Below are 24,520 nucleotides of genomic sequence, written 5' to 3' on the forward strand. Positions count from 1 at the left end.
ACGCCGGGCAGAACGGAGAAAGCTCATGCGAGCAGTCACCATCGAGCAGTTCGGGGCGACCCCGAAGCTCACGACGCGGCCCGTGCCCGAGCCGGGCCCCGGCCAGGTGCGGGTCACCGTCGAAGCCGCGTCGGTCAACCCGCTGGACACGGCCATCGCCTCCGGCTCCCTGTCCGCCCTCGGTGAGTACCGGTTCCCGCTCACCCTCGGCATGGACGGCGCGGGCACCGTGACCGCGACCGGTGACGGCGTGACCGAATTCGCCGTCGGAGACCGCGTCTTCGGCCAGTTCTGGAGCAGGCCGCTCCAGTTCGGCACCTTCGCCGAGGTCGCCGTCGTCCAGGCCGTTCCCGCGCTCGGCGCACTGGCCGCCGTCCCGGACGGCCTGCGCAGCCACCTGGCCGCCGCGGTGCCGACCTCGGGCATGACCGCACTCGGCGCGATCGACCACATGCGGGTACCCGACCACGGCACCCTGCTCGTCCTCGGCGCGACAGGCGGGGTCGGCACCTACGCCGTCCAGATCGCGGCGGCCCAAGGGATCCGGGCCATCGCGACGGCGTCCGCGCGACTCGCCGACGACGTGCGGAAGCTGGGCGCGGCCGACATCGCCGTCCGGGGCGAGGAGCCGGTCGACCAGGTGCTGCGCAGGCTCGCACCCGACGGCGTCGACGCCGTCCTCGACGCCGTCGGTGACCGTTCGGCCAACGCCAGGGTGGCCGGCGCCGTACGCGACGGGGGCGCACTGTTCTCGACCGCCTTCGGCCTGGACGAGCACCTCCTCGCCCAGGAGCGGATCCGCACCGCGAACTACCGTCTCGACCGCAAGCCCGAACGGCTTGCCGGCATCGCCGACCTGGTCACCGCGGGCACGGTCCGGCCGGTCATCGGCTCGCTCCTTCCCCTGACCGAGGCACCGCGCGCCCTCGCGGGCGACATCACCCCCTCAGGCCTGCGCGGCAAGACCGTGCTGCAGATCGCCTGACATCTGCCCATGATGCCCCAATTGCATGTTCTTTGTTATTGCAGAGATGAGGCAATAAGGTCGGGGTGTGTACTCGTTCCCAGGGTTTCGCAGGCCGCGGTCGACGCCACAGCCCATGGCAGACATATCCGCCCCGGTCACTGGATCCGGGACCGTCGCGGCACGGCAACGGTCCGTTCTGCGGGATGTGACCTTCCTGCGGTTGTGGACGGGTGCCACGGCGTCGGGCCTGGCCACCTGGGCGCTGCCGTTCGTGCTCGGACTCGCGGTGCTCGACGGCACACTCACCGGGGCCGGCCTCGGGGCGCTGCTCGCGGCCCGCACGCTGGGCTTCCTCGCGGCGGTGCCCGTCGCGGGCGTCCTCGCCGACCGGCACAGCCGGCGGGGCGTCGTCCTGTGGGCGGGACTGGCCGCCGCCGCCGCGGCACCCCTGATGGTCGCCGGACTCGGCCGGTCGGTCCCGCTCATGGCGGTGGCCGCAGTCGTCGCCGGTGCGGGGCAGGGCGCCTGCCGGCCCGCCTATCAGGCACTGACCGCCGAGGTAGTCGACGAAGACCGCAGACAACAGGCCAACGCCGCCCTCACTCTGGCCGTCCGGGTCACCACCCTCGCAGGGCCCTCGCTGACCGCACTGGCCGCCCTGTCCCTCGGCACGGGGGCGCTGCTGATGGGCATCGGCCTGCTGTGGCTGCTGGCCGCGCTCCTCCCCGGCCCCGGTGCGGGCACTGCGCGCGAGGGCGCCGGGAACAGCGGGCGGGACCCGCGGGGCTCGGTCCTCACCGAGTTCGCCGACGGGATACGCGAGGCCCGCGAACACCCCTGGTTCCTCGCCGGTCTCGCCGCACTGACGGCCGTCATAGCCACCGGCTACTCCGCCACCGGTGTCGCACTTCCCCTGGTCAGCCGCGACGAGTACGGCAGCGAGGTGGTGCTCGCCGGCGCGACGACCGCGTACACCGCCGGGGCCCTCGTCGGAGCGCTGCTCATCGCCCGCAGGCGCCCGCGCTCACAGGGCTGGGCCGCTCTGGCGGGTCTGGCCGCCTACGGCTTCGCCCCGCTCAGTCTCATGACCCATGTTCATCCGGTCGTGGTGGTGGCCGCCTACGCCGTCGCGGGAATCGGCATCGAACTGTTCAATGTGCCGTGGTTCACCGCCACCCAGCGCGAGGTCGCCCCCGACAAGCTCGCCCGGGTCTCCTCGCTGGACTTCCTCCTCTCCTACGGCCTGGCCCCGGTCTGCCTCGCCCTGATCGCCCCCGCCATCGGTGCCTTCGGCACCGGACCGGTGCTCGCCGCGTGCGCGCTGACCTGCTTCGCCGCACCGGCCGTCGCCGCCCTCGTACCCAGTTCCCGCCATTTCTCCCGGCGGCGTGACAACGCGTCGAAGACCGTGCCGGGGGCCGGCACCGACGCCTGACCGTGCGGCCCGGCGTCGTGGCGCCGGATGCGTGCCTGGCGTCCTGCCGGGCAGTGGCTCAGCGCAGCGTGGCCGCCGGCGCGTCGCTCGCCGAGCACCAGACCTGCCGTGCGTCGGCGAAGCCTTGCTCACGCAGGTGTCGAGGTGTCAACTCTTGGCCTTCGGCCGGTCGAGCTTCTGTCAACCGGCCGAAGCCTCACCGTTCACCGACTCGCCTGTCGCTCAGGAGATCGTCAGCCCGTCCGCGGCGCCGACGGTCCTGGCCGGCACGGCGCCGGCGGCACCCGTCCCGCTCGCCCTCGCGCTGGGTGCCCTGCCCGGGCTGAGCGAGGGGTCCCTCGGCGGCCGGGCGATCAAGACCTCGGCCCTCGCCCTGCACGCCGTACCGGAGTTCGTCCACCGCCTGCCGCTGACGGCCTGGCTCAGAGTGTGCCTCCCGGCGCGCGGACTCCGACCCCGATGCAGTGACCTCGGTCACACCGAACGTCGGGAACTCCCTACGCTTCCGCTCCGACTCCTGTGCTGTGACCGCCGGTCAGGCCGACCACAGGACCCGGGGAGAGAAGAGTTCAAGATGTCCGAAAGCCGGATACCGCCGGACGCGAAGGCCGCGCCGGTGACTCGGGCCGTGAGCCCGGAAGCCGACGCGGACATACCGCCGGCGCCGCAGTCGACCGGCGAGTCGATTCCCGGTCCTGCCCCCGCCACGCCCGGCCTGTGGAGTGCCCTGCGGCCCCTGCTGCTGCGCCTGCACTTCTACGCCGGCATTCTCGTCGGCCCGTTCATTCTTGTCGCCGCGCTGACCGGACTCGCCTATACCGTCACGCCGCAGGTCGAGTCGATGCTGTACGAACACGAACTGAAAGTGACTCCGCGGGGATCGGCCGAGCCGCTGGCCGGTCAGGTGGCCGCGGCGAAGCGAGCGGTGCCCGACGCTACCGTGCTGTCGGTCACGAAGGGGGCCGGGCCCACCGACTCCACCCGCGTGACCTTCAGCAAGGACGACCTGCCCGAGGGGTACACGCTCACCGCGTTCGTCGACCCGTACGACAACAAGGTGCTCGGGGAGCTGAAGACGTTCGGCCAGTGGCTGCCGGCCCGGGCGTGGCTCGACGACCTGCACCGCAACCTGCACCTGGCTGGCCTCGGCCGCAACTACAGTGAGATCGCCGCGAGTTGGCTGTGGGTCGAGGTGCTCGGGGGCCTCGCCCTGTGGGCCGGCACCCCGCGCAACCGTCGGCGCCTGCGCCACCTGCTGCTGCCGCGCGGCGGCGCCAAGGGCCGTAGCCGCACGCTGTCCTGGCACGGCGCGGTCGGTCTGTGGGCCTGTGTCGGCCTGCTCGCCCTGTCCGCGACCGGTCTGACCTGGTCCGCCCATGCGGGCGCCAGTATCGGGAAGATCCAGGACGCCCTGGGCGGCAGCACCCCCGCGGTCACCACGGCCCTGCCCGCCACCGACGACTCGGCCGGAGGCACGGGACGAGGGACGAAGGACGTCGGTATCGACGCGGTCGTCGCCGCCGCCCGCGACGCCGGCCTCGTCGGCGTGCTCGTCATCACCCCGCCCGCCGACGTGGACTCCGCGTACACCGTGAAGGAGAACACCCGGAGCTGGCCCGAGCAGCAGGACTCCGTCGCGGTCGACCCGGCCACCGGCAAGGTGACGCAGAAGCTGGACTTCGACGACTTCCCGCTGCTCGCCAAGCTGACCTCGTGGGGCATCGACGCGCACATGGGGCTGCTGTTCGGCCTCGCCAACCAGATCGTCCTGGCGCTGCTCGCCGTCGCCGTGATCGCGATGACCCTGTGGGGCTATCGCATGTGGTGGCTGCGCCGGCCGACCCGCGCGGAAGCCTTCGCCGTCGGACGCGCCCCGGCGCACGGGGCGTGGCGCAGGGTGCCCGGCCGGGTTCTCGCGCCGATCATGCTGCTGGCCGCGGTCATCGGCTACTACGTGCCGTTCTTCGGTCTGCCGCTGCTCCTGTTCGTCCTGGTGGACGTGGCCGTGGGAGCGGTACGGCGACGCCGGACAGGGGTGACCGGGTGATCGCGGCGACCGGACTGCGCTGGATTCTCACCCTGCTGTTCGCCGCACCCGTCGGCTACGGGGTGTGGCGGGCCGTCCTGCCCGGGACGCGGGTCGCCGAACGGGTGGACCACGCGCTGCACGCGGTGATGGGTGTGCTGATGGCGGCGATGGCCTGGCCGTGGGGCATGGACCTGTCGGCCGAGCCCCAGGTCGTGCTGTTCTCGGCGGGCGCGTTGTGGTTCCTCTCCGCCGCCCCGTTCCGTGCCGGCGACCGTTCCCGGCGCGGGGCGGTGCTCGCCGCCTGGCCGCACGTGGTGATGATGGGAGCCATGGCCTGGATGGTCGCGGCGATGAACTCCTCCGGCGCGATGGCCGGTCACTCGGGCGCAGGCGGCATGCACGACATGCACATGGCCGATGCCTCGGGGCTTGCCGCCATGACCCTGAGCGGTACGGGACCGAGACTGGTGGCGGGAGTGCTCGCCGCCGTCCTGGCCGGCATCGGCCTGGTCTGGCTGGCCCGTGCGCTCGACCGGGCGCGAGCCTTGGACCCGGCCGCCCGGCCGGCCCCGACAGCCCCGACGGCCAGGCCGCCGGGCGACAGCGTCGCCGGTGCCCTGGCGCTCGGCTGCCATGCGGCGATGGCACTGGGGATGGCGGTGATGTGCGTCCTGCTCGTGTGAAGCGGAGCGAACCCGCGTGATCACCTTGCCGGAACGCCTGGACCGGCGGCTCGCACCAGACCCCGCCGGAGCCGCTGCCGGAACGCCGGGCGACCCCTTCCTCGACCACATGTTGCAGGTCATCAGCTGGACCGTGCGCCGCCTGTGGCGAGCAGCGTCCCTGAAGCTGATGGAGATGACCGGGCGTGCCGGCAGTTGGGGTGTGAGGACGTCGGCGGGCGGGCCGGAGGCGGTGACCTTGCCGTCGCGCAGCACGTAGAGGCGGTCGCAGTAGTACGCGGCCAGGTTGAGGTCGTGCAGGGCCACCAGGACCGTCGCGGGCAGCCGCCGCAAGGTGCCGAGGACCTCCAACTGGTGGCGGATGTCCAGGTGGTTGTTGGGTTCGTCCAGGACGAGGAGGGACGGCTGCTGGGCGAGGGCGCGAGCGATGAGAACGCGTCTTGGCCGGCACGGGCAGTGCCTCGCCCAGCCGGCATGTGATCGTCGTTGTCGTGGAGTTGATACCTCGTCAGGTAGCGCAGGATGGGCTCCACGGGGCTCGGGAGGATCAGGCTGCGGGCGCCGCACACGAAGACGACGTGATGCACCGTCTCCCGTGCCGCAAGCACCATGCCCGCGGACCAGGGCTGCACTGCACCAGGCTGGCGCCGTGCAGGAGACCGCCGAGGTGGAGCCCGCTGAGTGACGGGACGTGCACGCACTGTACGGCGACGACGGCCGCGTCGTCGCCGAGTGCCCCGCGGACGTGGGCGAGGAGATCTCGCTGGACGTGTTGGACGAGTGCCGCGGGACCTCGCCTCGCCCAGTGCGCGACCCGCTCTTCCAGCGGGTGGAAGCTGCGTCTCGTGTCACGGGCCTCCATGACGCCGTCGGTGTGGAGGAGCAGCGGCGCATGCAGCCATGTGTGCGACGGATGCCCCGAGTTCGACATGTGTGGCATGTGTGGCAAGGTGGAGTGTGTGGTGTTTGCAGCTGGGGGACCTTCTTCGTCAAGCCCCCGGCTGCGAGTGCTCAGACCGGTGAGAGGAGTGCATCATGATCGCCAAGCTGCTCGGCAAGCTGTCCTTCACCCGTCACTACGGTGCTTACGGGGAACACGACTGGCATGCGTACGCCGGCGACGACTCGATCTGACCGCACTGCCGGCGGGCGCCCCCGGGTGCCCGCCGGCTCCCGGCCACGCTGCCGACGATATCGACCTGGACGGGTACAAGAGTCAGGGACGATCTCATGGGCCGAATGAATCAGCCGCCGCGGTTGCCCGAAGGCAGCTTCGCGGCCTGGAGCCGCGACCGGCTGACACTGGCGCGCCGTGGCGCCGACGAGTGCGGGGACGTCTGGCAGCTGGAGCCGGGTGTCTACGTAGCCGCTACTGCCGCGCCGTGTGAAGAAGTCCTGCACCGCGCGCAGGACTTCCCCAAGGCGTCCTCGCCTCTCTTCCCGCCGTTGAAACGGTCGAGCGGAGCACCGACGCCTGAGGAGCGTGCCCACGCGCACGCCGCCCGCATGCGCGGACTACGCCCGCAGGCGGTTGCAGCCCGGATCGGTGAGATCGCGCCCGCGGCTGGTCGATTTGCCGACCAGTGGCCCACGGGGCAGGACGTCGAGGTTCTGCCCGCGGTCCGGGACGCCCTGGCAGAGATCGGCCTGCGCTACCTCTTCTCCGAAGACGCTCCCACCCTGCTGCCCTTTGCCGCACAGCTCTTCTTGGCCCGGGAGATGCTCGAACGCCCCTCGCGCTGGGTATGGCCGCGCTGGATCCCGACACCGGCACGGCGGTTTCGCACACGGCAGCAAGTCGCCTTCACCAACGCTCTGCGCCCCATCGTCCGCCGGCGCCGTTCATCGGGCCGACTCGGTGACGACGTGCTGGGGCAGATGCTCCGGCCCTCCTCCCGACACGGCCTAGTGCCGGAAGAGGCCATCCTCGACACTCTCCCCGGAATCACCGTCGCCACCTTCGAGACACCTTCCCGGGCAGCCGGATGGATCCTGCTCCACCTGGCCCGGCACCCCCAGGCAGCCGGCCGCGTCGCGGCCGAAGCCGCCTTGCTGCCCGCGGACCCGGCCGCGACGACCAGCGCCCACCTCGACAGCCTGCAGTACACCCAGGCACTGGTACACGAGGTGCTCCGGCTGCACCCCCCGAGCTGGCTACTGACCCGGCGCACCACGAGACAGACTCAGCTCGCCGACTACACCATCGACGCCGGGTCCACCGTTCTCGTCTGCCCCTACACCGCCCATCGCGACGCACGGGAACACTTTGAGCCGGACCAGTTCCAGCCCGAGCGCTGGCTCGATGATTCGGGCTCGCCGGTGAAACCCGGGGTCTTCCTCTCCTTCGGTACCGGGCCGCATGGCTGCGAGGGAGCCGCCCTGGCCATGGCGATGCTGACGCTCCTGACTGCACAGACCGCCCGCTGCCACCACTTGAGCGAGCCGCCCGGACCGGAGCCCAGCTACCAGCTCGCCACCTTCGGGGGTCTCACCACTGTCGGCTTGCGCCTGCGGGCCACCTTGCGCAGCTGAGGACAGCCCTGCTTTCAGCGACAGGCCGCCTCCACCCGCGAACAGCGAACCTTGATCAAGTAGCGCCGCTCGGCAAACATGAAGCGCAGCAGCAATACGGATTCTGCCGCATAACCCATGCGCCGGTGGTCAGCGCCGATCGCGTCATCAAACTCGAACCAGCCTGAACGAGGGCCGGTGCGATGTGAGCCGACTGAGCCGACTAGCTGTGCGACCGCCCAGTCGTGGATGTGGCGGGCGATCGCGGTCTCGCCGCCGCCGTCCGGGGCCAGATCCGGGTTGACCGAGTCGATCTCCACCAGTTCCCGGAGCAGTTCGACGACCTCGGGGCAGCCTTCCATGATCATCCCTTGCCTTCGCCCGGGTGCTCCCGGGACCTCTCCGTGCTGAGCAGTACCACGACGGACTCGGAGGTCAGCCCCAGGGCCGCCCGGCCCTCGGGGTCGGCCAGCACGGACCGCACGGCGGGCACGCAAGCGGCTCCGCAGGGGCCCGCGGGGATGCCCGCGTCCACGAGCTGCCGGGCGGCGGCGAGCGCCTCGGCGTCGGACACGACGGCGGTGGCGTCCAGGCCCTCGCGCAGGTGGGGCCAGGCGAGCGAGGACGGTGTACCGCAGTTCAGTCCGGCCATGACGGTGGCGCCGGTGGAGACGCTGACCGGGCGGCCGGCGCGCAGACTGGTCAGCACGCAGGCGGCCGAATCGGGTTCGGCTCCCAGCACCGCGACCCGCCGGCGCCTGCTCTTGTAGTGGGTGACCACGGCCTGGGCGAGGGAGCCGACGCCCATCGGGGTCACGACCAGGGACGCCGCGTCGGCACCGAGCTGGTCGTCGATCTCGCCGAACATCGTCGAGTAGCCGTCGACGATGTACTGCGGGATGGTCTCGTACCCCTCCCAGGCGGTGTCCTGGACCAGGACGGCGCCGGGGCGGGACGCGCTGTCGACCGCGGCCAGCGCGACGGTGTCGTCGTAGTTCTCCGGTATCACGACGACGTCGGCGCCCTCTTGGCGCACTGCCTCGATCGCGGCGGGGGAGACGACGTCGGGTACGAAAATGCGCGCGGGCACCCCCAGGATCCGCGCGACATGGGCGAGGGCCCTGCCGTGGTTGCCGTCGGTCGCGGTGACGAGCACCAGGCCCGGGACGCGCTGTGCCGCCGTGCGCAGCGCCGCCACGTCGGGCTGGATGGCGGCGCCGCCGAGAAGGTCCTGGACGACTCGGTAGACGGCGTAGTACACGCCGAGTGCCTTGAAAGAGGGAAGGCCAAGACGAGCCGACTCGTCCTTGACGACGACCCGCCTCACCCCCCACTCCGCCGCGAGTGAGGGGACGTCCGACAACGGCGTGGCCCGGTAGCCGGGCAGGGAACGGTGGAACACGGCGGCCCCCGACGGGGGAGGCGGGCAGCTCCAGTCGGCGGCTGATGGGTTTGACCACCAGGAACGCCCGGAGACGGTGAGTGACGGCATACACTGCACGCTCACATGTCGCATCCTTAACGCAAAGCGACAATCATCGAGTCAATCTGTTCGATCATGCTGAACGGTTGGGCCGCCTTGTACGATCTGCACCGCTTGAGGCTCCTGTTGGAGCTGCACCGCCGGGGAACGCTGAGCGCGGTCGCTCGGGCGCTCAGTTACAGCACCTCAACGATCTGATCCTCGTCGGCCAGATGGAGGCGGCCGAGGCCGCCATCGCCCACTCCTTGGCCGAACTCACGGGCACCGTACGGATCGCGACCTACCAGACAGCCTTCCTGGACCTGGTGTCCGACCTCCTCACGGACATGGGCAGGGCGTATCCGCGGCTACGGATCGAAGTCGTCCAGGACGAGCCGCAGAGCGCACTGCCGCGCATGACGGCACACGAGTTCGATCGCGTGATCGTCGAGGAGTTCCCCCACCACCCGCTCTCCCAGGATCCGGGTATCGACTACCAGGAGCTGATGAAGGACCGGCTGCGGATCGCCCTGCCCGCCGACGCGAAGGTGACCCCCGACGCGGTGTGGGATCACGTGGCCGGGCGCCCCTGGGCGGTCGGACCCCCGGGGGCGGCGTCGAGGGAGTGGATACACATGTCCTGTCGGGAGGCCGGTTTCGAACCGGACATCCGCTATACCACCGCCGACCTGCTCGTCCAGCGGCAGTTGGTCGCCGACGGACATGCCGTCGCCGTCCTTCCGGACCTCCTCGGGCCCGTGAGCGGTCCGGGCATCACTCTGCTCGACTTCCCCGGTGGCCCTCAGTATCGGAAGATCATGACGGCGACTCACAGGGACGCCATGGGTCATCCGACGGTCCAGGCCTGTCGCAACGCCCTGGCGCTCGCCTGCGACAGACGCCGGAAGCCGCCGACGTCCCTGAGGACGCGACCCGCTTCGACATGCGCGGCGTCGAACTCGGCCAGGTGAGCAAACGACCAGTGGAGAGCGTGCGACGGCGATCTGGCCCGGCATCGACGCCGGCAGGAGCCCGGCTCGACGCCCTCATCGTCCGCCTGGGCCGCCATGGGTTCGGCGTCGGCGGTCATCAGGACATGGGTGTCGGGCCCGGCGGCAGATGGACCGTCATGACGAGGTGGCAGGTCTCGTCACCCGCCCCCCGGTAGGTGTGGGGGGCGTCGGCGTCGAAGGTGGCGGTCTGGCCGACGTCAACGGGATGTTCCGCGCCGTCGACGACGAGGAGCATCCGGCCCGAGGTGACACTGACGGTTTCGACGACGCCGGCCTGGTGGGGGTGGCTGGCGTACTCCTCTCCCGGATTGAGCCGCCAGCGCCACACCTCGACCGGGGCGGCGCCTGAGGTCGTCAGCATGAGGCGGGCCTCGCTGCCCTGTTCTCCCGCCCACAGCGGCATCACGGCATCCTCGGACACCACACGGACCCGTTCCTGAGCCGCACCCTCCAGCAGGGCGGACACCGAGACGCCGAGCGTGTCGGCGAGGCGGACCAGGGTGGCGAAGTTCGGGTTGCCCTGGGCCTTCTCCAGGCCGACCAGCGCCCCCTTGCTCACCTTGGCGCGGCGCCCCAGCTCGTCCAGGGACAGACCGGCGCGGGTGCGGGCCGCGCGGACGTTGTGGGCGAGCGTGCGCAGGGCCGCCTCTGCCTCTGCCACGTGATCACCATCCTCACCATTCGGTCAGTGCAATGCGCCACCCGGTCGTTCGGTTGACACGCCGTGGTCGTTTCGTTGTACGGTCTAGTCGTTCCACTGTAATCGTAGGGGATCGTCTCGTGATAGCTCTGCTGCTGGCCCTGGGCAGCTCACTGGCCTACGGGTGCGCCGACTTCCTCGGCGGCCTGGGCGCCCGGAAGGCCCATGTGCTGCGCACCGTGACGGTCGCCGCCCCGGCCAGCCTCGCGGTCGAGCTGCTGCTGTGGCCCGTGCTCGGCGCCTCCTTCAGCCCTGCCGCGCTCGGCTGGGGCGCCGCCTCCGGTGTGGCGTCGGCCGCCGCCTTCGCCCTGCTCTACAAGACCCTCGGCATCGGCCCGATGAACGTGCTCTCCCCGGTGACCGCGCTGGTCTCCGCCGCGCTCCCGGTCACGGTGGGCCTCCTGCAGGGCGAGCACCTGGGTCTCGCCGGGCTGCTGGGTCTGCCGCTCGCGCTGGTCGCTGTGGTGCTGGTCAGCGCCGGGCACGGCGCAGGCTCCTCGCGGCCGTCGCGTACGGCACTGCTGCTGGCCTTCGGCGCGGGCGCCGCGATCGCCCTGCAGCTGATCTTCCTGCACCAGACACCCTCCGACAGCGGCGTGGCCCCGCTGGTCATCGGCAGAGCGGTCTCCTCGGCCGTCACCCTGACGGCGGCCGGGCTGCTGCACCGCAGGCTCGGCCCCGAGAAGCCCGCATATGTCCTGTCGGCCACCGCCGGTGTGCTGGACTCGCTGGCGAACCTGCTGTTCCTGCTCGCCGCGCGCAGCGGTGATCTCACCGTCGTCGCCGTGATCACCGCCCTGTATCCGGCCGGAACGGTGCTGCTCGCCCGCAGCGTGCTCGCCGAACGCATCCACAAGGGTCAGCTCGTGGGTCTGGGAGCGGCCGCGGTCGCGGTCAGCCTCCTCGCCCTGACCTGATCCCGCACCCCTCCCACCGCAAGGAGCCCCGGCATGTTCATCCAGCCCTGGGACGCGGCCCTGGACGAGGCCGAGTGGCGGTCCTGGATCGCTGACGGTCACGACTTCGGACTGCTCAGCGTCAACGGCCTGCCCGGCCACGCGCCCACCACCGTGCCCACCCACTTCGTCCCCGACGGCGACCGGCTGCTGATCCATCTGGCCCGCCCGAATCCGGTCTGGGAGTCGATCGAGTACGACCCGAACGTCACCTTCACCGTGATCGGCGACTACGCCTTCGTCCCCGGCCCCTGGCGCGCGAAGCCCGACATCCCGCCCACCGACGGCGTGCCCACCAGCTACTACGCGGCTGTCCAGTTCGTCTGCCAGGCCCGCATCGTCGACGATCCGGAGGCCAAGGCCGAACTGCTGCGCCAGCAACTGGCCCACTTCCAGCCCGACGGCGACCACGCCCACGTCGCGCCCGACCAGCCGCCGTACGGGCGGATGCTGCCCGGCATCCGCGGCCTGGTCCTTGACGTGACCGAGGTGCGGGCCAAGTTCAAGTACGACGACCACAAGCCCGTCGAGCACCGGGCCACCGTCGCCGATAGCCTCACCGCCCGCGGCGAGGCGCTGGATGCACCCACGGCGCGCCAACAGCGGCGCCGCCTGGACCGCATCGGCCCCTGGAAACCCTGACCCCGACCGCGCACCTTCTCAAAACGGAGCCCCACCCATGACCGCCTTCCGTATCGCCCCTGCCGTCGCCGATGCCTTCCCCGACACCCTGATCGCCGTGGTCGCCGCCACCGGGCTGCGCGGCCACGAGCCCTGGCCCGACACCAGCGCCGTCCTCGCCGACCTCGAACAACAGCTCGCCGACGGCACCTGGGCTCCCGCCGACGAGAGCGACCCGCGGATCGCGGCGTGGCACACCGCCTACCGCTCCTTCGGCACCAATCCGCGCCGGATCCGCCCGAGCGTCGATGCGCTGGGCCGCCGTATGGCCAAGAAGGGCACCCTGCCGCGCATCAACCGGGCCGTCGACTCCTACAACTCCGTTTCCGTACGCCACGGCCTGCCCGCCGGCGCCTTCGACCTCGACCACGTCACCGGCGACGTCGACATCACGTACGCCGACGGCAGCGAGGAGTTCACCCCGCTCGGCGAGCCCGAGACCATCGAGAACCCCAAGCCCGGCGAGATCATCTACACCGACACCACCGGTGTCCTGACCCGCCACTGGAACCACCGCGACGCCCACCGCACCCGTGTCACCGAGGACTCCAGCCGCGTCGCCTTCGTCCTCGAAACCCTCCACGGCGCCCGCGACGGTCAGCTCCTCAAGGCCGCCGCTGAGGAACTGGCCGCCCTGCTCCTGCCGCATGCCGAGCGAGCACGGGTGCACTTTCTCAGCCCGCAGCAGCCCGACATCACGGTCTGAGCGCGCTGGTCAGGGGCGCCGCGCCCGGAGTACTCGTGGGGCCAGTCCTTCTCCCCTGCAGTTCCTGTGCGGCCCTGGTGATGCCACACCCTCGGCGTCAGCATCACCACCCTGCTCGACTACGCGCAGGGGCCGTCCGCATCGTCTCCGCCGAGCAGGCCGCATGGCCGTGGCACACCGACGCGGGCAGCTGCAACCGTCTCCTCGCGGGCACCGAGGCACCGGGGCCGCCGCTGCTTCAGCAGTCCGGGGCATACATGGGATTCAGCGGCACCTAGGGCGCGGTCCGAACGGCGGCGTCCAGGAACCGGCGGATCAGCGCGCGCTGGGCATCGACCAGGTGGACCAGGCTGACCGGGCTCGGCGGCGCCCCGGTCAGCGGCACGAAACGCAGGGCCGGGTGCTGGGTGCGGCGCTGCGCGACCTCGGGGACGATGCCGATGCCTCGATCGGCGGCCACCGACTCCAGCCACTCGTCGTAGTTGGCCGTCTCGATGATCTGGTCCGGGCGCTGGTCGGCCGGCCACGACCAGGGGCCGGTGGTGCCGCTGACCGTGTTCACCACCAGCGGCCAGTACCGCACGTCCGACCAGTCCAGACGGCCGAGGCGGGCCAGTGCGCAGTGCTCGGAGCACACGGCGATGCGCGGCTCGTCGTCCAGGCGCACGACGCGCGCCCCCTTGGGTACGTCGACATCCCCGCGGACGAGGGCGACATCGACCGTGTGCTGCCGCAGTGCCTGGAGAGGGTCGTCGGTCCGGGCCAGGGCGACGGACGCGCCCGTGCTCTCCTCGAACCGGCTGACGGTGCGCTGCGCCCAGGGGTCGGGCAGCAGCCAGCTGAAGCCGAGCCGCAGGGTGACACGGTGGCTCACCACCGCGAGGGCCTCGTCCAGCGCCGCGAGCACCCGCTCGGCATGCACGAGGAACTCCGCGCCGGTGTCGGTCAGTTCGACGTGCCGCGAGGAACGCTCCAGCAGCCGCACGTTCAGCTTGCCCTCCAGCTGCGCGATGGTACGGCTCAGCGCCGGCTGCGTGATCAAAAGCTCCTCGGCGGCCCGCGAGAACGAGCGAAGCCGGGCCACACAGGTGAAGGCCCGCAGGTGACGCAGTTCGACATCCATATCCGTGGCGTCCCCTCTCACTCATCCATGCCTGTGGCGCATAGCGGCAGCGTAACCGGTATTTCACAGCCGTACGTGCACTGCCTAGCGTGGAAAGCGTTCCCGTGAACGCCGCCAGGAAGGTGCCCCAGCCGTGAAGCCGCCAGCAGCCGCGCAGTCACCGACAAGCCGAAAGGCATCGGCCCCACTGCCCGGCCCGAGAACGCCGTCGCCCTGGTGGATCGTCGCTCAGACGGCGGCCGCCCTCGCCGCGGCCATGGGAGTCGGCCGGTTCGTCTACACCCCGATCCTTCCCCTCATGCACGAGCAGGCCGGACTCTCCACCGCGCTCGGGGCGAACCTGGCCACGGCGAACTTCATCGGCTACCTCGCCGGCGCCCTGGCCGGCATCGCCGCCCCCGCCCTCGTACGGTCCGCGCTGGCGCTGCGGGGCTCGCTCGTCGTCATGGTGGCGACGCTGGCGCTGATGCCCCTCACGCACGACGGCACCGCCTGGTTCGTCCTGCGCCTGGTGGCCGGTGCCGCCAGCGCCCTGGTCTTCGTGATCGCCGTCAGCGCGATGCTCTCGCGCCTGCAAACCCACGCCCACCACCTGGTCGGCTGGGCCTTCGGCGGGGTCGGTGCCGGGATCGCCCTGTCCGGCCTGCTGGTCGTCGCCGTACAGGCCGCCTCCGCCTGGCAGGCCGCCTGGTGGACCTGCGCAGCGCTCGCCGCCCTCCTTACCGTGCTCGCCTGGCCGCTCGCCCGGCAGCCCGACAGCACCACCTCCGCGGCCACGACCCAGGCCGAACGGCCCCGTACCCACCGCTGGTTCCTTGCCCTGCTCGCCAGCTACACCTTCGAGGGAATCGGCTACATCATCGCCGGCACCTTCCTGGTCGCCGCCATCCAGCAGGACGTGGGCGGCTGGCTCGGCGGCGGATCCTGGATCGTGGTAGGCCTCGCCGCCCTGCCCTCCTGCGCCCTGTGGACCCGCCTCGCCCACCGCTGGTCCCGGCCCGCTCTCCTGCTCGCCTCGCTGGGCATCCAGGCCGTCGGTATCGCCCTGCCCGCCCTGTTCGGCGGCGCCGCGCCCGCGCTCGTCTCCGCCGTCCTGTTCGGCGCCACCTTCATGGGGGTGAGCACCATCGCCCTGTCCATCGGCAGCCACCTTCAAGTACCGCGCGCCGTGGCCCTGTTGACCGCCGGATACAGCATCGGCCAGATCCTCGGCCCGCTGCTCGCCGCGCCGCTGCTCCACCACGGCTACCAGCAGGCGCTTCTGCTCGGCAGCGCGATGGTCGCCGTCGCCGCGGCCGCGTCCGCCGCGGTCTGCGTTCGCTTCCCGCACCACCTCAGCCCCCTGCCCTCCACCGTCTGAGACAAGGAGTCGACATGAGCGCCGCCCTGCTGTCCGACCTCGGAGCAGACCTTCCCCTCCTCGCGGCCCCCATGGCCGGCGGGCCGAGCACCCCGGCACTGGTGACCGCCGCCGCCCGAGCCGGCGGCCTTGGCTTCCTGGCCGGCGGATACAAGACAGCACAGGCCCTCGCCGGGCAGATCCACACCACCCGAGCCGAAAGCGTCCCGTTCGGCGTCAACCTGTTCGCCCCGAACCCGGTCTCCATCTCCGCCGAGGTGTACGGGAGTTACGCACGGGCGGTACAGCGGGAGGCCGACCGGTACGGTCTCACCCTGCCCGAGCACCCGCTTGAGGACGACGACCACTGGACGGACAAGATCGACCTACTCACCTCCGACTCCGTCCCCTGGGTGTCCTTCACCTTCGGCATCCCCGACCGCACGGTCATCAACGCCCTGCGCCGGGCCGGGAGCACCGTGCTGCAGTGCGTCACCTCGGCCGACGAAGCACGCCAGGCCGCCGCAGCCGGCGTCGACGCACTCATCGTCCAGGCATCCGCCGCCGGCGGACACTCGGCCACCCTCACCCCCGCACAACCACCGCAGCCGATCCACCTCACCGATCTGATCACCTCAGTGCGCCGCGCCGTGGCCCTGCCCGTCATCGCCGCCGGCGGCATCACCACAGCCACCGACGTAGCCGCCACGCTGGCCGCGGGCGCCGAAGCCGCCATGATCGGCACCGCCCTGCTGCGCACCCACGAGAGCGGTGCCTCCGACCCGCACAAGGCCGCCCTGACCGACCCGGCCTTCCCCACAACCAGCGTCACCCGCGCCTTCACCGGACGACCCGCCCGCGCCCTGCGTAACCACTTCACCGACCACTACGACCCCATCGCCCCGCTCGGCTACCCAGCCCTGCACCACCTCACCGGCCCGCTCCGCAAGGCCGCCACCGCAGTCGGCGACACACGCCTGATCCACCTGTGGGCCGGAACCGGCCACCAGCACGCGAAGGTCGAACCCGCCGCCGACACCTTCGCCCGCCTCTGCTCAATCGGAATGCCCAGCCTGTCACGGGCACATAGGGAGAGCGATGCCTCGGAGCGGCTTACTCACAACCAGTCCCGTCGCTTGAAGATGACGTACAGACTGGCGCATACGATCCCCATCAGGACGATCGCGAAGGGGTAGCCGAGTGCCCAGTGCAACTCCGGCATGTGTGTGAAGTTCATGCCGTAGATCGTGCCCACCAGGGTCGGGGCGAACAGGATGGCCGCCCAGGACGAGATCTTTTTGATCTCCTCGTTCTGTTCGAAGCCCGCTTCCGCCAACGCCCGCATTTCCGCGTTCTGCTGCTGGGTGACGAGGGTCGCGTTGACGGTGAGGATCTCGGTGAGCGCCTGACGGAAGCCGTCGACGCGTTCGCTGGTGTGGGTGACGTGGTCGGCGACATCCCGGAGGTAGCGCTGTAGTTCCTCGTGTGTCTCGTACTTGGCGAAGCCGGCGATGAGGCCGTGCAGCATTCCGACCAGGGGGCGGGTGGCGCGCTGGAACTCGACCATCTCGCGGGAGAGTTCGTAGATGCGGCGGGATACCTCGGGTTCACCGCGGAACACCTCGGTCTCGATCTCGTCGATGTCGTTCTGCACACCCGACACGACGGGCACGTACCCGTCGACGACCGCGTCGAGTATCGCGTACAGGACCGCCTCCGGGCCCAGCTTCAGCAGGTCGGGGGCGTCCTCCATGCGGGCGCGGACCGCCGAGAGGTCGGGGGCCGCGCCGTGCCTCACCGTGATGACGAAGTCCTGGCCGACGAACACATGCAACTCGCCGAAGTCGACCTCCTCCGGCGCGTCGAGATAGCGGGCGGCGCGCAGGACGACGAACAGGGTGTCGCCGTACCGTTCCAGCTTCGGCCGCTGGTGTGCCTCCATCGCGTCCTCGACCGCGAGCGGATGCAGGTCGAACTCCTCGGCCAGGGAAAGGAGTTCGTCCGCGGTGGGCCGGGCGAGGCCGATCCACGCCATGCCGGCCGGCTGCTCGCGCAGTTCGCGGTAGGTCTGCGCGAGCGTGGCCGGGGAGGAGACACGTACCCCGTCGCGGTACAGGGCCGACTCGACCACGCCGGCCGGTCCGGCCGGCTCCGCGGGGTCCGGTCCCGCCGCGCTCGCGGGAGGTTCGGCGGCCGGCGGCTGCCGCGGGGGCAGGGCGCGGCGCCGACCGGAGCGTGCGGTCCTGGAGGCGGGGCGGGCGCGTCGCTCGGACATCGCGGCAGCCTCTCGTCGAGCCTGGGTACGGCGTGATCTCGATCAGGATATACGGGGCAAACGGACCGTGGGACGGCACCCGTCCACGCGGTTGGACAGCGCCCCGAAGGGGCGCGGGGAACTGCGCGACCAGCCACGACGGTGCCGCAGACAACCGACGGCCCATCGCGGCCCGCCCAGCGGAGCGCCAGTCCTGGGCCGGACCGACCCGGATGGGTGAGGTCTTCGAACGGCTCCGCCCACGGCTCGTCTGCTTCCGCGGCCCCGACGGGGTCGAACTGTTCGACCTGTCCGACGCGCCGCGGCCCGAGGCGGACACCCCGGCCCCGCCGCGTTTCCTGCCGGAGTACGACAACCTGCTGCTCGCCCACGCCGACCGCTCCCGCGTCGTGCCGCCCGCCCACCGGGGCCGCAACGCACGGGGCAACCAGGCCTACCGCACGCTCCTTGTCGACGGTTTCCTCGCGGGGCTGTGGAAGACGGACGGCACCACCCTGGTGGTCGAGGCGTTCGGCGAGCTGACCAGGGCTCAGCGGGCGGAGGTGGCCGCCGAGGGGGAGCGGATGCTGGGCACGCTGCATCCGGGGGAGCCGTACGACATCCGCTTCAGCACCGTCGTCGACGCCCGATGAGTGACGGCTGACGGCCGGCCGCGCCGCGCCCCGGCCGAGAGAGCCCCCGTGAATCCGGAACTTCGGCCGAGCGGCCCGCGGCTCAGTCCGCGCGGCCCGTCACCGCCACCGTCACGCCCAGGCCGATCATGGTGAACCCGCCCGCGCCCCCGATCAGCGACAGCCGGCGGTCCGAGCCGGCGAACCAGGCGCGAGCCGCCGACGCGGTCAGGCCCCACAGGGTGTCCGTGACCAGGCCGATGCCGATCGGGACCAGGCCGAGCAGCAGCATCTGCAGCGGTACGTGCCCCGCCGAGTGGTCCACGAACTGGGGCAGGACGGCGGCGAAGAACACGACGCCCTTGGGGTTGGTGACGCCGACCAGGGCGCCGTCCAGCACGGTCCGCAGATCGCCGCGCGCCGGGGCCGCGGGCTTCGCCCGGATCGCCGACGCCGTCAGCTCGCCCCGGTGCCGGAAGGCCTGGATGCCGAGGTGCACCAGATAGGCGGCGCCCGCCAGCTTCACCGTCAGGTACAGCGCGGCCGACCGCTCCACCAGCGAGCCGACGCCGACCGCCACGGCCACCACGAGCAGATACGAGCCGAACACGTTGCCGATCGCGGTCGCCACGGCGGTGCGCCGGCCGTGCGCGAGGGCCCGGCCGATCACGAACAGCACGCTCGGCCCCGGGATGACGATGACCAGCAGTGACATGGCCGCGAAGGCGACGAGACGTTCCGTGGACACCATGGCCGGCACTCCGATCCGTTCCTTCCCGTTCCTTGCGGGGCCGCCCATTCAAACAGGGCGCCGCCGTGCGCCGCCAGACGGCCGCGCGAGCCCGTCGGCCCGCGCACCGCAGGACGGGTGCACGCGGGCAGACGGAGTGGACGCGGACAGGGGGACCGGAGGAGGCGGGCAGATGGACAGGGGGGCGGTGCGGGCCGCTCGTGGAGGCCCGCAACGCCCCCCTGGCTCTACCTGAGGGGTACTCAGGAGTTCGTTCCGGGTGCGAGAGCTTCCGCCCGGCTAGGAGTTGACCTGCGCGGTCACCAGGTCGGAGAAGGTGGTCAGCCGGGTGTAGACACCCGGGTAACCGGCGCGGGCGCAGCCCTCGCCCCAGGAAGTGATCCCTGCCAGGACGCCCCCGATGAGCAGGGGACCGCCGCTGTCGCCCTGGCAGGTGTCCACGCCGCCGGACGTGTATCCGGCGCAGACCATGTCGGTCTGGACGAAGTCCGAACCGTAGGAGGTACCGCAGCTGGAGTCGGACACGACCGGCACGGTCGCGGTCCGCAGCTGGTTGGAGGAGCTTCCGCTCTCCGAGGTGGTGCCCCAGCCGAGGACCCGGGCCGTGCTGCCGGCCGCGTACACACCCGTCTGGGAGGAGGAGACGTACGACGCCGTGGTGTACGGCATGGACGTCGACAGGGTCAGCACGGCCACGTCGTCGCCGTTGGTGGCGTCGGTGTAGCCAGGGTTGATCCAGATCCTGCTGACCCGGCTGACCGTGCCGTTGGTGCCGTTGAGGTAGGTCCGGCCGCCCACCACGCGTACGCTGCCGGTGGTTTCGCCGACCATGCAGTGCGCGGCCGTGACCACCTTGGTGGGGGACACCAGGGTGCCGCCGCAGAACTGGTTCTGCGAGGCGTCGGTGATCTGCATCATGAACGGGTACGCGGTCGTCGTGGTCGTCGTCCCGCCGACGACGGGCCGCGGGGTCGCGAGCGCCGTGGGGGCGGCGAGCAGCGCGGTCGCGGCGGCGCCGGTGGCCACGAGGGCGGCGGCGGTCCTTCTTGCGCGGGTGAGCCCGAACATGAGTCTCCTCAGTGGGGGGTTGCCGGTGGGGGCGCGCGGGTTGGGGGGCATGAGGGCCACGGGACCGACCCCCATGTGCCCGGGCGAGCGGCACGCCCTTACGCTAGGACCCGGGACCCATGACTCCAATGAGGGAACCCCCTAAGGGAGTAGGGCAGGGAAAACCCTCGGTCGGGCCCAGTAAACCGGCAGTGTTCTCACTTCGCTCGGCGGCCTGCCGCCAATCGGACGATATCGACCCGCGAACGGATCCCGAGTTTGCGGTACACCCGGGTGAGGGTCGCCTCGACCGTCTTGACGCTGACGAACAGGCGCGCGGCGATCTCCCGGTTGGTCGCGCCCTCCATGACGAGAGCGGCCACTTGACGCTCCGTCGGGGCCAGCCCTTCGAGCCCGTCGCGCGCGGCCGGGGCGAGGGGCGGCTGGGGATCCGGGGCGGTCAGCGCCTCGTCCACCCGGCGCAGCCAGGGCAGCGCACGGCAGCGGCGGAAGAGCCGGGTGGCCTCGTCGTACGCCGCCGGCCGTCCGAGGGCCGCGTCCGGGGTGTCCGGGTCCGGCCGTCGGGTGCGCAGCGCGGCCAGCGCGAAGGCGGCCCGTGCCTCCTCCAGTCCGTAGCCCAGTTTGGCGAGCCGGTCCTGAGCGGAGGTCAGCTGGGAGACGGCGGCCTCCCGTTCGCCGCGGACGGCACGCACCAGGGCCTCGGCCCGGTCCAGGACGGCGAGGACGCTGTCCCGGCCGAGCCGCAGCGCATGCTCCCGGGTGACGGTGATGACGTCCTGCGCCTCGTCGGGTTCACCGATCCGGACCAGCGCCTCGGCGAGGTCGCCGTGCCAGCGGCCGCGCGCCGGGTCGGTGATGCCGAGCCCCAGCTCCAGTTCGCGCACCCGGCGCAGCGAGCGGACCGTGCCCGCCGGGTCCCCGGCCACCAACTGGGCGTACCCGAGTGCGCCGAGCGCCCGGGACAGATACATCTGGTCGCCGTCCTCCCGGGCGTGCTGCACCGCCTCCCGGGCGAGCGCGAGCGCCCGGTCCACGTCTCCGCCGGAGGCTTCGGCGAGCGAGGTGAGCATCGCGGAGGCGGTCTCGCCGATGCCGGAGTCCCGGGCCAGCCGGAGGCCTTCGCGGGCCAGGTCGAGGGCCCGGCCGCAGTGCCCGGAGCGCAGTTCGGTCTCGGCGAGTCCGCGCAGGAAGTGCACCTCGCTCTCCACCGATCCGCGCCGGCGGACCTCGCGCAGCAGCGCGGTGACGGTCGCCCGCGCCTCGGCGAGCTGGTCGCTCATGACCAGCCAGCGGAACCGGGCGCTGCCCGCGCCGTTGTGATGGCAGGCCACCGCGGGGTCCTGAGGCTCCTTCAGGGCGCGTTTGATGGTGCCGGGCGCGTTCGGATGGCCCATCAGGGTCTCGGTCTGGGCCTGGAAGGCGAGGGAGAGCAGTTCGGTGCGCCGGTCGCCGCCGCGGGCGGCCAGCTCCGCCGCGTGCGCGGCCGCCTCCCGGGCCTCGGTGAAGTCGCCCTGCACGATCAGCCCGCGCCAGGCCAGCTGGTAGTGGACCAGGGCGAGCAGCCGCGGGTCGTCCCCGGCGTCGGCCAGGGCCTGCGGGAAGACCGAGTCGACCTCGCTCATGGTGTGGCCGGCCGTGTCGATCACGATGATCCAGGCCCGTACCCGGTGGGCGGGCACGGTGGTCCGGGTCAGCACCTCGTGGGCGATGTCCCGGGCGAGGTCGACCTCGCCCGCGGTGATCGCGTCCTCGGCGGCCTGCAGCCGGCGCTCCTCGGGTCCCGGCACGGTGCCGGCGGGGCTGTGCCGGGCGGCGAGCAGGCCGAGCTGCGCCGCCACGGAGGGGGCCCCGCGGTCCCGGGCCTCGCCGGCGGCCTCGGCGAGCCGGCCGGCGACCTCCGGGTCGGTGCCGGTGGTGGCCAGGGCGAGGTGGCGGGCCCGCTCGATCGGGTCGCAGGCCGCGGTGGACAGCGCGGCGTGCGCGGCCCGCCGCTCGGGCGCGGGCGCCTCCGCGTACAGGGCGGCCGAGATGAGCGGGTGCGCGAACCGGATGGCCGGCCCGGCGGGGCCGTCCAGGTCGGTGGCCAGCAGACCGAGTTCGGCGGCCTGGGCGCATTCGGCCTCGGCGTTGTCGCGGCCGGCCGCGAGCAGCAGGGCGGGCGTGGGACGGGCGCCCGCGCTCGCCACCAGCAGGGTGCGGCGGGCCTCGACCGAGAGCATGTCGAGGCGGCTGAGCACCAGGGCGCGCAGCGAGGTGGGCACGGGCAGCGGCTCGCCGGGCCGCGGCGGGGTGGGGCTCTCGGCCAGGGCGCGGCCCAGTTCCAGGGCGAAGAGCGGGTTGCCGCCGCTGGTGCGGTGAATCTCGCGGACCGTGGAGCGGGACAGGCGGTGGCCGCGGTGGTCGAGCAGCGTGGCCACCTGGGTGCGGGAGAGCGGGCCGAGGCGTACGGCGGCGGTGTCCGGCGGGGACGCGCGTAGATACCGGTCGTACTCCTGCCCGTCGGTACGCAGTGCGCACAGCAGTTGTACCGGGGTGCCGCCGAGCCGGCGGGCCGCGAAGCCGAGGAGTTCGGCGCTGGCCGGATCGAGCCACTGCAGGTCGTCGGCGACGATCAGGACGCCGCCCTCGGCGGCGAGGGCCCGCAACGCGGACAGCACCGCGAGGCGCAGGGCCAGGCCGTCGCGCTGGAGGGTGGACTCGCCGCGGCCGGTGAGGGCCGACTCCAGGGCGGTGCGCTGTGCCGCGGGCAGCCGTCCGGAGACCTGGTCCAGGACCAGTCCGAAGAGGTCGGCCAGCGCGAGGAAGGGCAGGTGGGATTCGGACTCGGTGGCGGAGCAGCGCAACACGGTGCGGGCGGCAGCGGCGTATTCCGCCGCCAATGCGCGCAGGACGGTCGATTTCCCTATTCCGGCGGGGCCGTGCAGCAGGACGCTGCCGCCCGAGGTGAGCTGGTCACGGGCCGCGGCCAGCGGTTCGTCCCGGCCGAAGACCAGGTCGGGGCGGCATCTCGCAGGCTCCTGGAAGTCCCGTCGCACGGTCGCCGCTCCCCTCGTGTCGTGTCCGGGCCAAATTCTAGGCAATGATCATTGGAATTCGGACGGAAGACGTGGTGAGGGAAACAACAACCGCCACGCGCAGGGAATTCAAAGATCCGTCCCAAGGAATGGACGGGCTCCCGGCTACGGCAGCAGTCCCGCCCGGCGGGCCGCCGCCACCGACTCGCCACGCGTGTGGGTGCCCAGCTTGCGCATCGCCGAACGCAGATAGCCCTTGACCGTCTCGGGGCGCAGGCCCAGGCGGTCCGCCACGGCCGCGTTGGTCGCGCCGGCGGCCACCCAGGCGAGGACGTCCAGTTCGCGCGGTGCGAGCTGCGCGCCCCGCGCCGGCTCCGGCGCCGTCAACAACCCGCAGGCGGCCAGCAGTTCGGCCCGCAGCGCCGGGTCGGCGATCTTCGGCGCCAGGGTGCGCAGTGCGGCGTGGGCCTCGCGCACCTGCTCCCAGCCGGGACCGCACGGGCCGCGTCCGCCGTCGGCCGGGCGCTCGGGGCGGGCCGCCGCCAGCAGCCCGCCCGCCTCGTCGCGCAGCACGAGCGCCTGCTCCACGTCCCGGGCCGCGGCCACCGCCGCGCTCAGCGTGCGGTCGCCCAGCGGCTGCGCCGAGCGCAGCGCGCCGTACAGCACGCCCCGCACCCGCCGGCGCACCACCACCGGCACGGCGAGCACCGAACGCAGACCCTCGGCGGCCACCGGGACGTCGTACTCGTGGCTGATCTGCCGCGAGGAGGAGTAGTCCGGCACGGCGCACGGCCGCGCGAGGGCCACCGCCTTGCCGCCGAGGCCGTTGCCCGAGGTCACCGCGAGCGCGCGCAGCGCCGGCGTGGACGTGCCGCTCAGTTCGCTGATGCGCACCCTCGCCCGGCCGGGCTCCACCAGGCCGCCGAAGGCGACCGGCAGCCCGGTGGCGCGCCGCAGCCGGGCCAGGGCACCGCTGATCTCCACCGCCCCCGCGACGTCCGCTGCCACCTGTTCGCCCCTTCGTCGCGGCCTTCGTGCGCTGCACACCCCCGTTCGGGGGTAGTGAGACCTGCAACACGGAGTACACGATGCCAGGGAGCCGTCCGGCAATGGTCCGGCACCGATGGGAGTGAGCGGGAGAGGCCGGCCGGTCTCGGCCGACGTGCCCCACGGGCGAGCGACTGGAGACACGGAGA

General features: G+C 72.2%; 22 protein-coding genes and 3 pseudogenes. 14 read left to right on the plus strand and 11 right to left on the minus strand.

Annotation, left to right across the window (positions count from 1 at the left end; all coding sequences use genetic code 11):
• Nucleotides 1-25: 25 nt before the first annotated feature.
• The 5 genes from ACFYTE_RS07825 (at nt 26) to ACFYTE_RS07845 (ending at nt 5,373) form a co-directional block, all read left to right on the plus strand.
• The gene (locus tag ACFYTE_RS07825) at nt 26-985 is read left to right on the plus strand and encodes an NADP-dependent oxidoreductase (protein WP_388706312.1); all 960 of its coding nucleotides are present in this window, start codon (nt 26-28) and stop codon (nt 983-985) included.
• 115 nt (nt 986-1,100) lie between these two features.
• On the plus strand, nt 1,101-2,402 hold the full coding sequence (locus ACFYTE_RS07830; protein ID WP_388706315.1) for an MFS transporter: 1,302 nt from the start codon (nt 1,101-1,103) through the stop codon (nt 2,400-2,402).
• A 574-nt stretch (nt 2,403-2,976) separates the two neighbouring features.
• Complete coding sequence (locus ACFYTE_RS07835; RefSeq protein WP_388706318.1) at nt 2,977-4,449, plus strand: PepSY-associated TM helix domain-containing protein; 1,473 nt, start codon at nt 2,977-2,979, stop codon at nt 4,447-4,449.
• On the plus strand, nt 4,446-5,114 hold the full coding sequence (locus ACFYTE_RS07840; RefSeq protein WP_388706321.1) for a DUF5134 domain-containing protein: 669 nt from the start codon (nt 4,446-4,448) through the stop codon (nt 5,112-5,114). The genes ACFYTE_RS07835 and ACFYTE_RS07840 overlap by 4 nt, the downstream gene beginning before the upstream one ends.
• 16 nt (nt 5,115-5,130) lie before the next feature.
• Nucleotides 5,131-5,373 carry a hypothetical protein gene (locus ACFYTE_RS07845; RefSeq protein WP_388706324.1) on the plus strand — a complete coding sequence of 81 codons (243 nt, stop codon included), beginning with the start codon at nt 5,131-5,133 and terminating at the stop codon, nt 5,371-5,373.
• Here the strand turns inward: ACFYTE_RS07845 and ACFYTE_RS07850 are convergent.
• Nucleotides 5,301-5,555: pseudogene (locus ACFYTE_RS07850) on the minus strand (histidinol phosphatase); the annotation flags it as partial. The gene ACFYTE_RS07845 and the pseudogene ACFYTE_RS07850 sit on opposite strands and share 73 nt — an antisense overlap.
• A gap of 106 nt (nt 5,556-5,661) precedes the next feature.
• Nucleotides 5,662-6,054, minus strand: a complete 393-nt coding sequence (locus ACFYTE_RS07855; RefSeq protein WP_388706327.1) for a SpoIIE family protein phosphatase — start codon at nt 6,052-6,054, stop codon at nt 5,662-5,664.
• A gap of 299 nt (nt 6,055-6,353) precedes the next feature.
• On the opposite strand from ACFYTE_RS07855, the gene ACFYTE_RS07860 reads away from it, so the two are divergent.
• Nucleotides 6,354-7,646 carry a cytochrome P450 gene (locus ACFYTE_RS07860; protein WP_388706330.1) on the plus strand — a complete coding sequence of 431 codons (1,293 nt, stop codon included), beginning with the start codon at nt 6,354-6,356 and terminating at the stop codon, nt 7,644-7,646.
• Nucleotides 7,647-7,660: 14 nt separating this feature from the next.
• Here ACFYTE_RS07860 and ACFYTE_RS07865 read toward each other — a convergent pair whose 3' ends face one another.
• Nucleotides 7,661-7,993, minus strand: coding sequence for a hypothetical protein (locus ACFYTE_RS07865; protein ID WP_388706333.1), 333 nt, complete (start codon nt 7,991-7,993; stop codon nt 7,661-7,663).
• A complete protein-coding gene (locus tag ACFYTE_RS07870; protein ID WP_388706336.1) occupies nt 7,990-9,027 on the minus strand; it encodes a diaminopropionate ammonia-lyase in 1,038 nt (345 codons plus the stop codon). The genes ACFYTE_RS07865 and ACFYTE_RS07870 overlap by 4 nt, the downstream gene beginning before the upstream one ends.
• 293 nt (nt 9,028-9,320) lie before the next feature.
• Here ACFYTE_RS07870 and ACFYTE_RS07875 point away from each other — a divergent pair, with 293 nt between their 5' ends.
• Nucleotides 9,321-10,058: a LysR substrate-binding domain-containing protein gene (locus ACFYTE_RS07875; RefSeq protein WP_388706339.1), complete on the plus strand. Its 738-nt coding sequence runs from the start codon at nt 9,321-9,323 to the stop codon at nt 10,056-10,058.
• 118 nt (nt 10,059-10,176) lie between these two features.
• On the opposite strand, the gene ACFYTE_RS07880 is transcribed toward ACFYTE_RS07875, so the two are convergent.
• Complete coding sequence (locus tag ACFYTE_RS07880) at nt 10,177-10,761, minus strand: helix-turn-helix domain-containing protein (RefSeq protein ID WP_388706342.1); 585 nt, start codon at nt 10,759-10,761, stop codon at nt 10,177-10,179.
• Between the two features lie 119 nt (nt 10,762-10,880).
• On the opposite strand from ACFYTE_RS07880, the gene ACFYTE_RS07885 reads away from it, so the two are divergent.
• The 4 genes and pseudogenes from ACFYTE_RS07885 to ACFYTE_RS07900 all read left to right on the plus strand — a co-directional run.
• Nucleotides 10,881-11,717, plus strand: coding sequence for an EamA family transporter (locus ACFYTE_RS07885; protein ID WP_388706345.1), 837 nt, complete (start codon nt 10,881-10,883; stop codon nt 11,715-11,717).
• A 33-nt stretch (nt 11,718-11,750) separates the two neighbouring features.
• A complete protein-coding gene (locus tag ACFYTE_RS07890) occupies nt 11,751-12,398 on the plus strand; it encodes an FMN-binding negative transcriptional regulator (RefSeq protein WP_388706348.1) in 648 nt (215 codons plus the stop codon).
• Between the two features lie 37 nt (nt 12,399-12,435).
• Nucleotides 12,436-13,143 carry a B3/4 domain-containing protein gene (locus ACFYTE_RS07895; RefSeq protein ID WP_388706351.1) on the plus strand — a complete coding sequence of 236 codons (708 nt, stop codon included), beginning with the start codon at nt 12,436-12,438 and terminating at the stop codon, nt 13,141-13,143.
• 90 nt (nt 13,144-13,233) lie between these two features.
• Nucleotides 13,234-13,373, plus strand: a pseudogene (locus ACFYTE_RS07900) (transcriptional regulator); the annotation flags it as partial.
• A 44-nt stretch (nt 13,374-13,417) separates the two neighbouring features.
• Here ACFYTE_RS07900 and ACFYTE_RS07905 read toward each other — a convergent pair.
• Nucleotides 13,418-14,266: a LysR family transcriptional regulator gene (locus ACFYTE_RS07905; RefSeq protein WP_388706354.1), complete on the minus strand. Its 849-nt coding sequence runs from the start codon at nt 14,264-14,266 to the stop codon at nt 13,418-13,420.
• 256 nt (nt 14,267-14,522) lie between these two features.
• Here ACFYTE_RS07905 and ACFYTE_RS07910 point away from each other — a divergent pair, with 256 nt between their 5' ends.
• A complete protein-coding gene (locus ACFYTE_RS07910) occupies nt 14,523-15,626 on the plus strand; it encodes a YbfB/YjiJ family MFS transporter (protein WP_388706795.1) in 1,104 nt (367 codons plus the stop codon).
• Nucleotides 15,627-15,640: 14 nt separating this feature from the next.
• Nucleotides 15,641-16,801: a nitronate monooxygenase gene (locus ACFYTE_RS07915; protein WP_388706357.1), complete on the plus strand. Its 1,161-nt coding sequence runs from the start codon at nt 15,641-15,643 to the stop codon at nt 16,799-16,801.
• Here the strand turns inward: ACFYTE_RS07915 and ACFYTE_RS07920 are convergent.
• Nucleotides 16,723-17,880, minus strand: a complete 1,158-nt coding sequence (locus ACFYTE_RS07920) for a magnesium and cobalt transport protein CorA (protein WP_388706359.1) — start codon at nt 17,878-17,880, stop codon at nt 16,723-16,725. The two genes, ACFYTE_RS07915 and ACFYTE_RS07920, sit on opposite strands and share 79 nt — an antisense overlap.
• 182 nt (nt 17,881-18,062) lie before the next feature.
• Between ACFYTE_RS07920 and ACFYTE_RS07925 the strand changes: the two are divergent.
• Nucleotides 18,063-18,512, plus strand: a pseudogene (locus ACFYTE_RS07925) (DNA glycosylase AlkZ-like family protein); the annotation flags it as partial.
• Between the two features lie 82 nt (nt 18,513-18,594).
• Here ACFYTE_RS07925 and ACFYTE_RS07930 read toward each other — a convergent pair.
• The 4 genes from ACFYTE_RS07930 to ACFYTE_RS07945 all read right to left on the minus strand — a co-directional run bounded on the left by ACFYTE_RS07930 (nt 18,595) and on the right by ACFYTE_RS07945 (nt 24,332).
• Nucleotides 18,595-19,242 carry a LysE family translocator gene (locus ACFYTE_RS07930; protein WP_388706361.1) on the minus strand — a complete coding sequence of 216 codons (648 nt, stop codon included), beginning with the start codon at nt 19,240-19,242 and terminating at the stop codon, nt 18,595-18,597.
• A 279-nt stretch (nt 19,243-19,521) separates the two neighbouring features.
• Nucleotides 19,522-20,310, minus strand: coding sequence for a S1 family peptidase (locus ACFYTE_RS07935; RefSeq protein ID WP_388706364.1), 789 nt, complete (start codon nt 20,308-20,310; stop codon nt 19,522-19,524).
• Nucleotides 20,311-20,507: 197 nt separating this feature from the next.
• Nucleotides 20,508-23,345, minus strand: coding sequence for an ATP-binding protein (locus ACFYTE_RS07940; protein ID WP_388706367.1), 2,838 nt, complete (start codon nt 23,343-23,345; stop codon nt 20,508-20,510).
• Between the two features lie 144 nt (nt 23,346-23,489).
• Nucleotides 23,490-24,332, minus strand: a complete 843-nt coding sequence (locus ACFYTE_RS07945; RefSeq protein ID WP_388706370.1) for a LuxR C-terminal-related transcriptional regulator — start codon at nt 24,330-24,332, stop codon at nt 23,490-23,492.
• Nucleotides 24,333-24,520 lie beyond the last annotated feature (188 nt).

The sequence above is a fragment of the Streptomyces sp. NPDC004629 genome, assembly GCF_042873595.1.
Taxonomy (GTDB): domain Bacteria; phylum Actinomycetota; class Actinomycetes; order Streptomycetales; family Streptomycetaceae; genus Streptomyces.

Excerpts from the sequence above, each read along its gene's own strand:
- ACFYTE_RS07865 (WP_388706333.1), bottom strand. The coding sequence starts at position 7,993 with ATGATCATGGAAGGCTGCCCCGAGGTCGTCGAACTGCTCCGGGAACTG.
- ACFYTE_RS07830 (WP_388706315.1), top strand. The coding sequence starts at position 1,101 with ATGGCAGACATATCCGCCCCGGTCACTGGATCCGGGACCGTCGCGGCA.
- ACFYTE_RS07905 (WP_388706354.1), bottom strand. The coding sequence starts at position 14,266 with ATGGATGTCGAACTGCGTCACCTGCGGGCCTTCACCTGTGTGGCCCGG.
- ACFYTE_RS07825 (WP_388706312.1), top strand. The coding sequence starts at position 26 with ATGCGAGCAGTCACCATCGAGCAGTTCGGGGCGACCCCGAAGCTCACG.
- ACFYTE_RS07890 (WP_388706348.1), top strand. The coding sequence starts at position 11,751 with ATGTTCATCCAGCCCTGGGACGCGGCCCTGGACGAGGCCGAGTGGCGG.
- ACFYTE_RS07930 (WP_388706361.1), bottom strand. The coding sequence starts at position 19,242 with ATGGTGTCCACGGAACGTCTCGTCGCCTTCGCGGCCATGTCACTGCTG.
- ACFYTE_RS07910 (WP_388706795.1), top strand. The coding sequence starts at position 14,523 with ATGGGAGTCGGCCGGTTCGTCTACACCCCGATCCTTCCCCTCATGCAC.
- ACFYTE_RS07915 (WP_388706357.1), top strand. The coding sequence starts at position 15,641 with ATGAGCGCCGCCCTGCTGTCCGACCTCGGAGCAGACCTTCCCCTCCTC.
- ACFYTE_RS07895 (WP_388706351.1), top strand. The coding sequence starts at position 12,436 with ATGACCGCCTTCCGTATCGCCCCTGCCGTCGCCGATGCCTTCCCCGAC.
- ACFYTE_RS07935 (WP_388706364.1), bottom strand. The coding sequence starts at position 20,310 with ATGTTCGGGCTCACCCGCGCAAGAAGGACCGCCGCCGCCCTCGTGGCC.
- ACFYTE_RS07855 (WP_388706327.1), bottom strand. The coding sequence starts at position 6,054 with ATGCCACACATGTCGAACTCGGGGCATCCGTCGCACACATGGCTGCAT.
- ACFYTE_RS07875 (WP_388706339.1), top strand. The coding sequence starts at position 9,321 with ATGGAGGCGGCCGAGGCCGCCATCGCCCACTCCTTGGCCGAACTCACG.
- ACFYTE_RS07835 (WP_388706318.1), top strand. The coding sequence starts at position 2,977 with ATGTCCGAAAGCCGGATACCGCCGGACGCGAAGGCCGCGCCGGTGACT.
- ACFYTE_RS07920 (WP_388706359.1), bottom strand. The coding sequence starts at position 17,880 with ATGTCCGAGCGACGCGCCCGCCCCGCCTCCAGGACCGCACGCTCCGGT.
- ACFYTE_RS07860 (WP_388706330.1), top strand. The coding sequence starts at position 6,354 with ATGAATCAGCCGCCGCGGTTGCCCGAAGGCAGCTTCGCGGCCTGGAGC.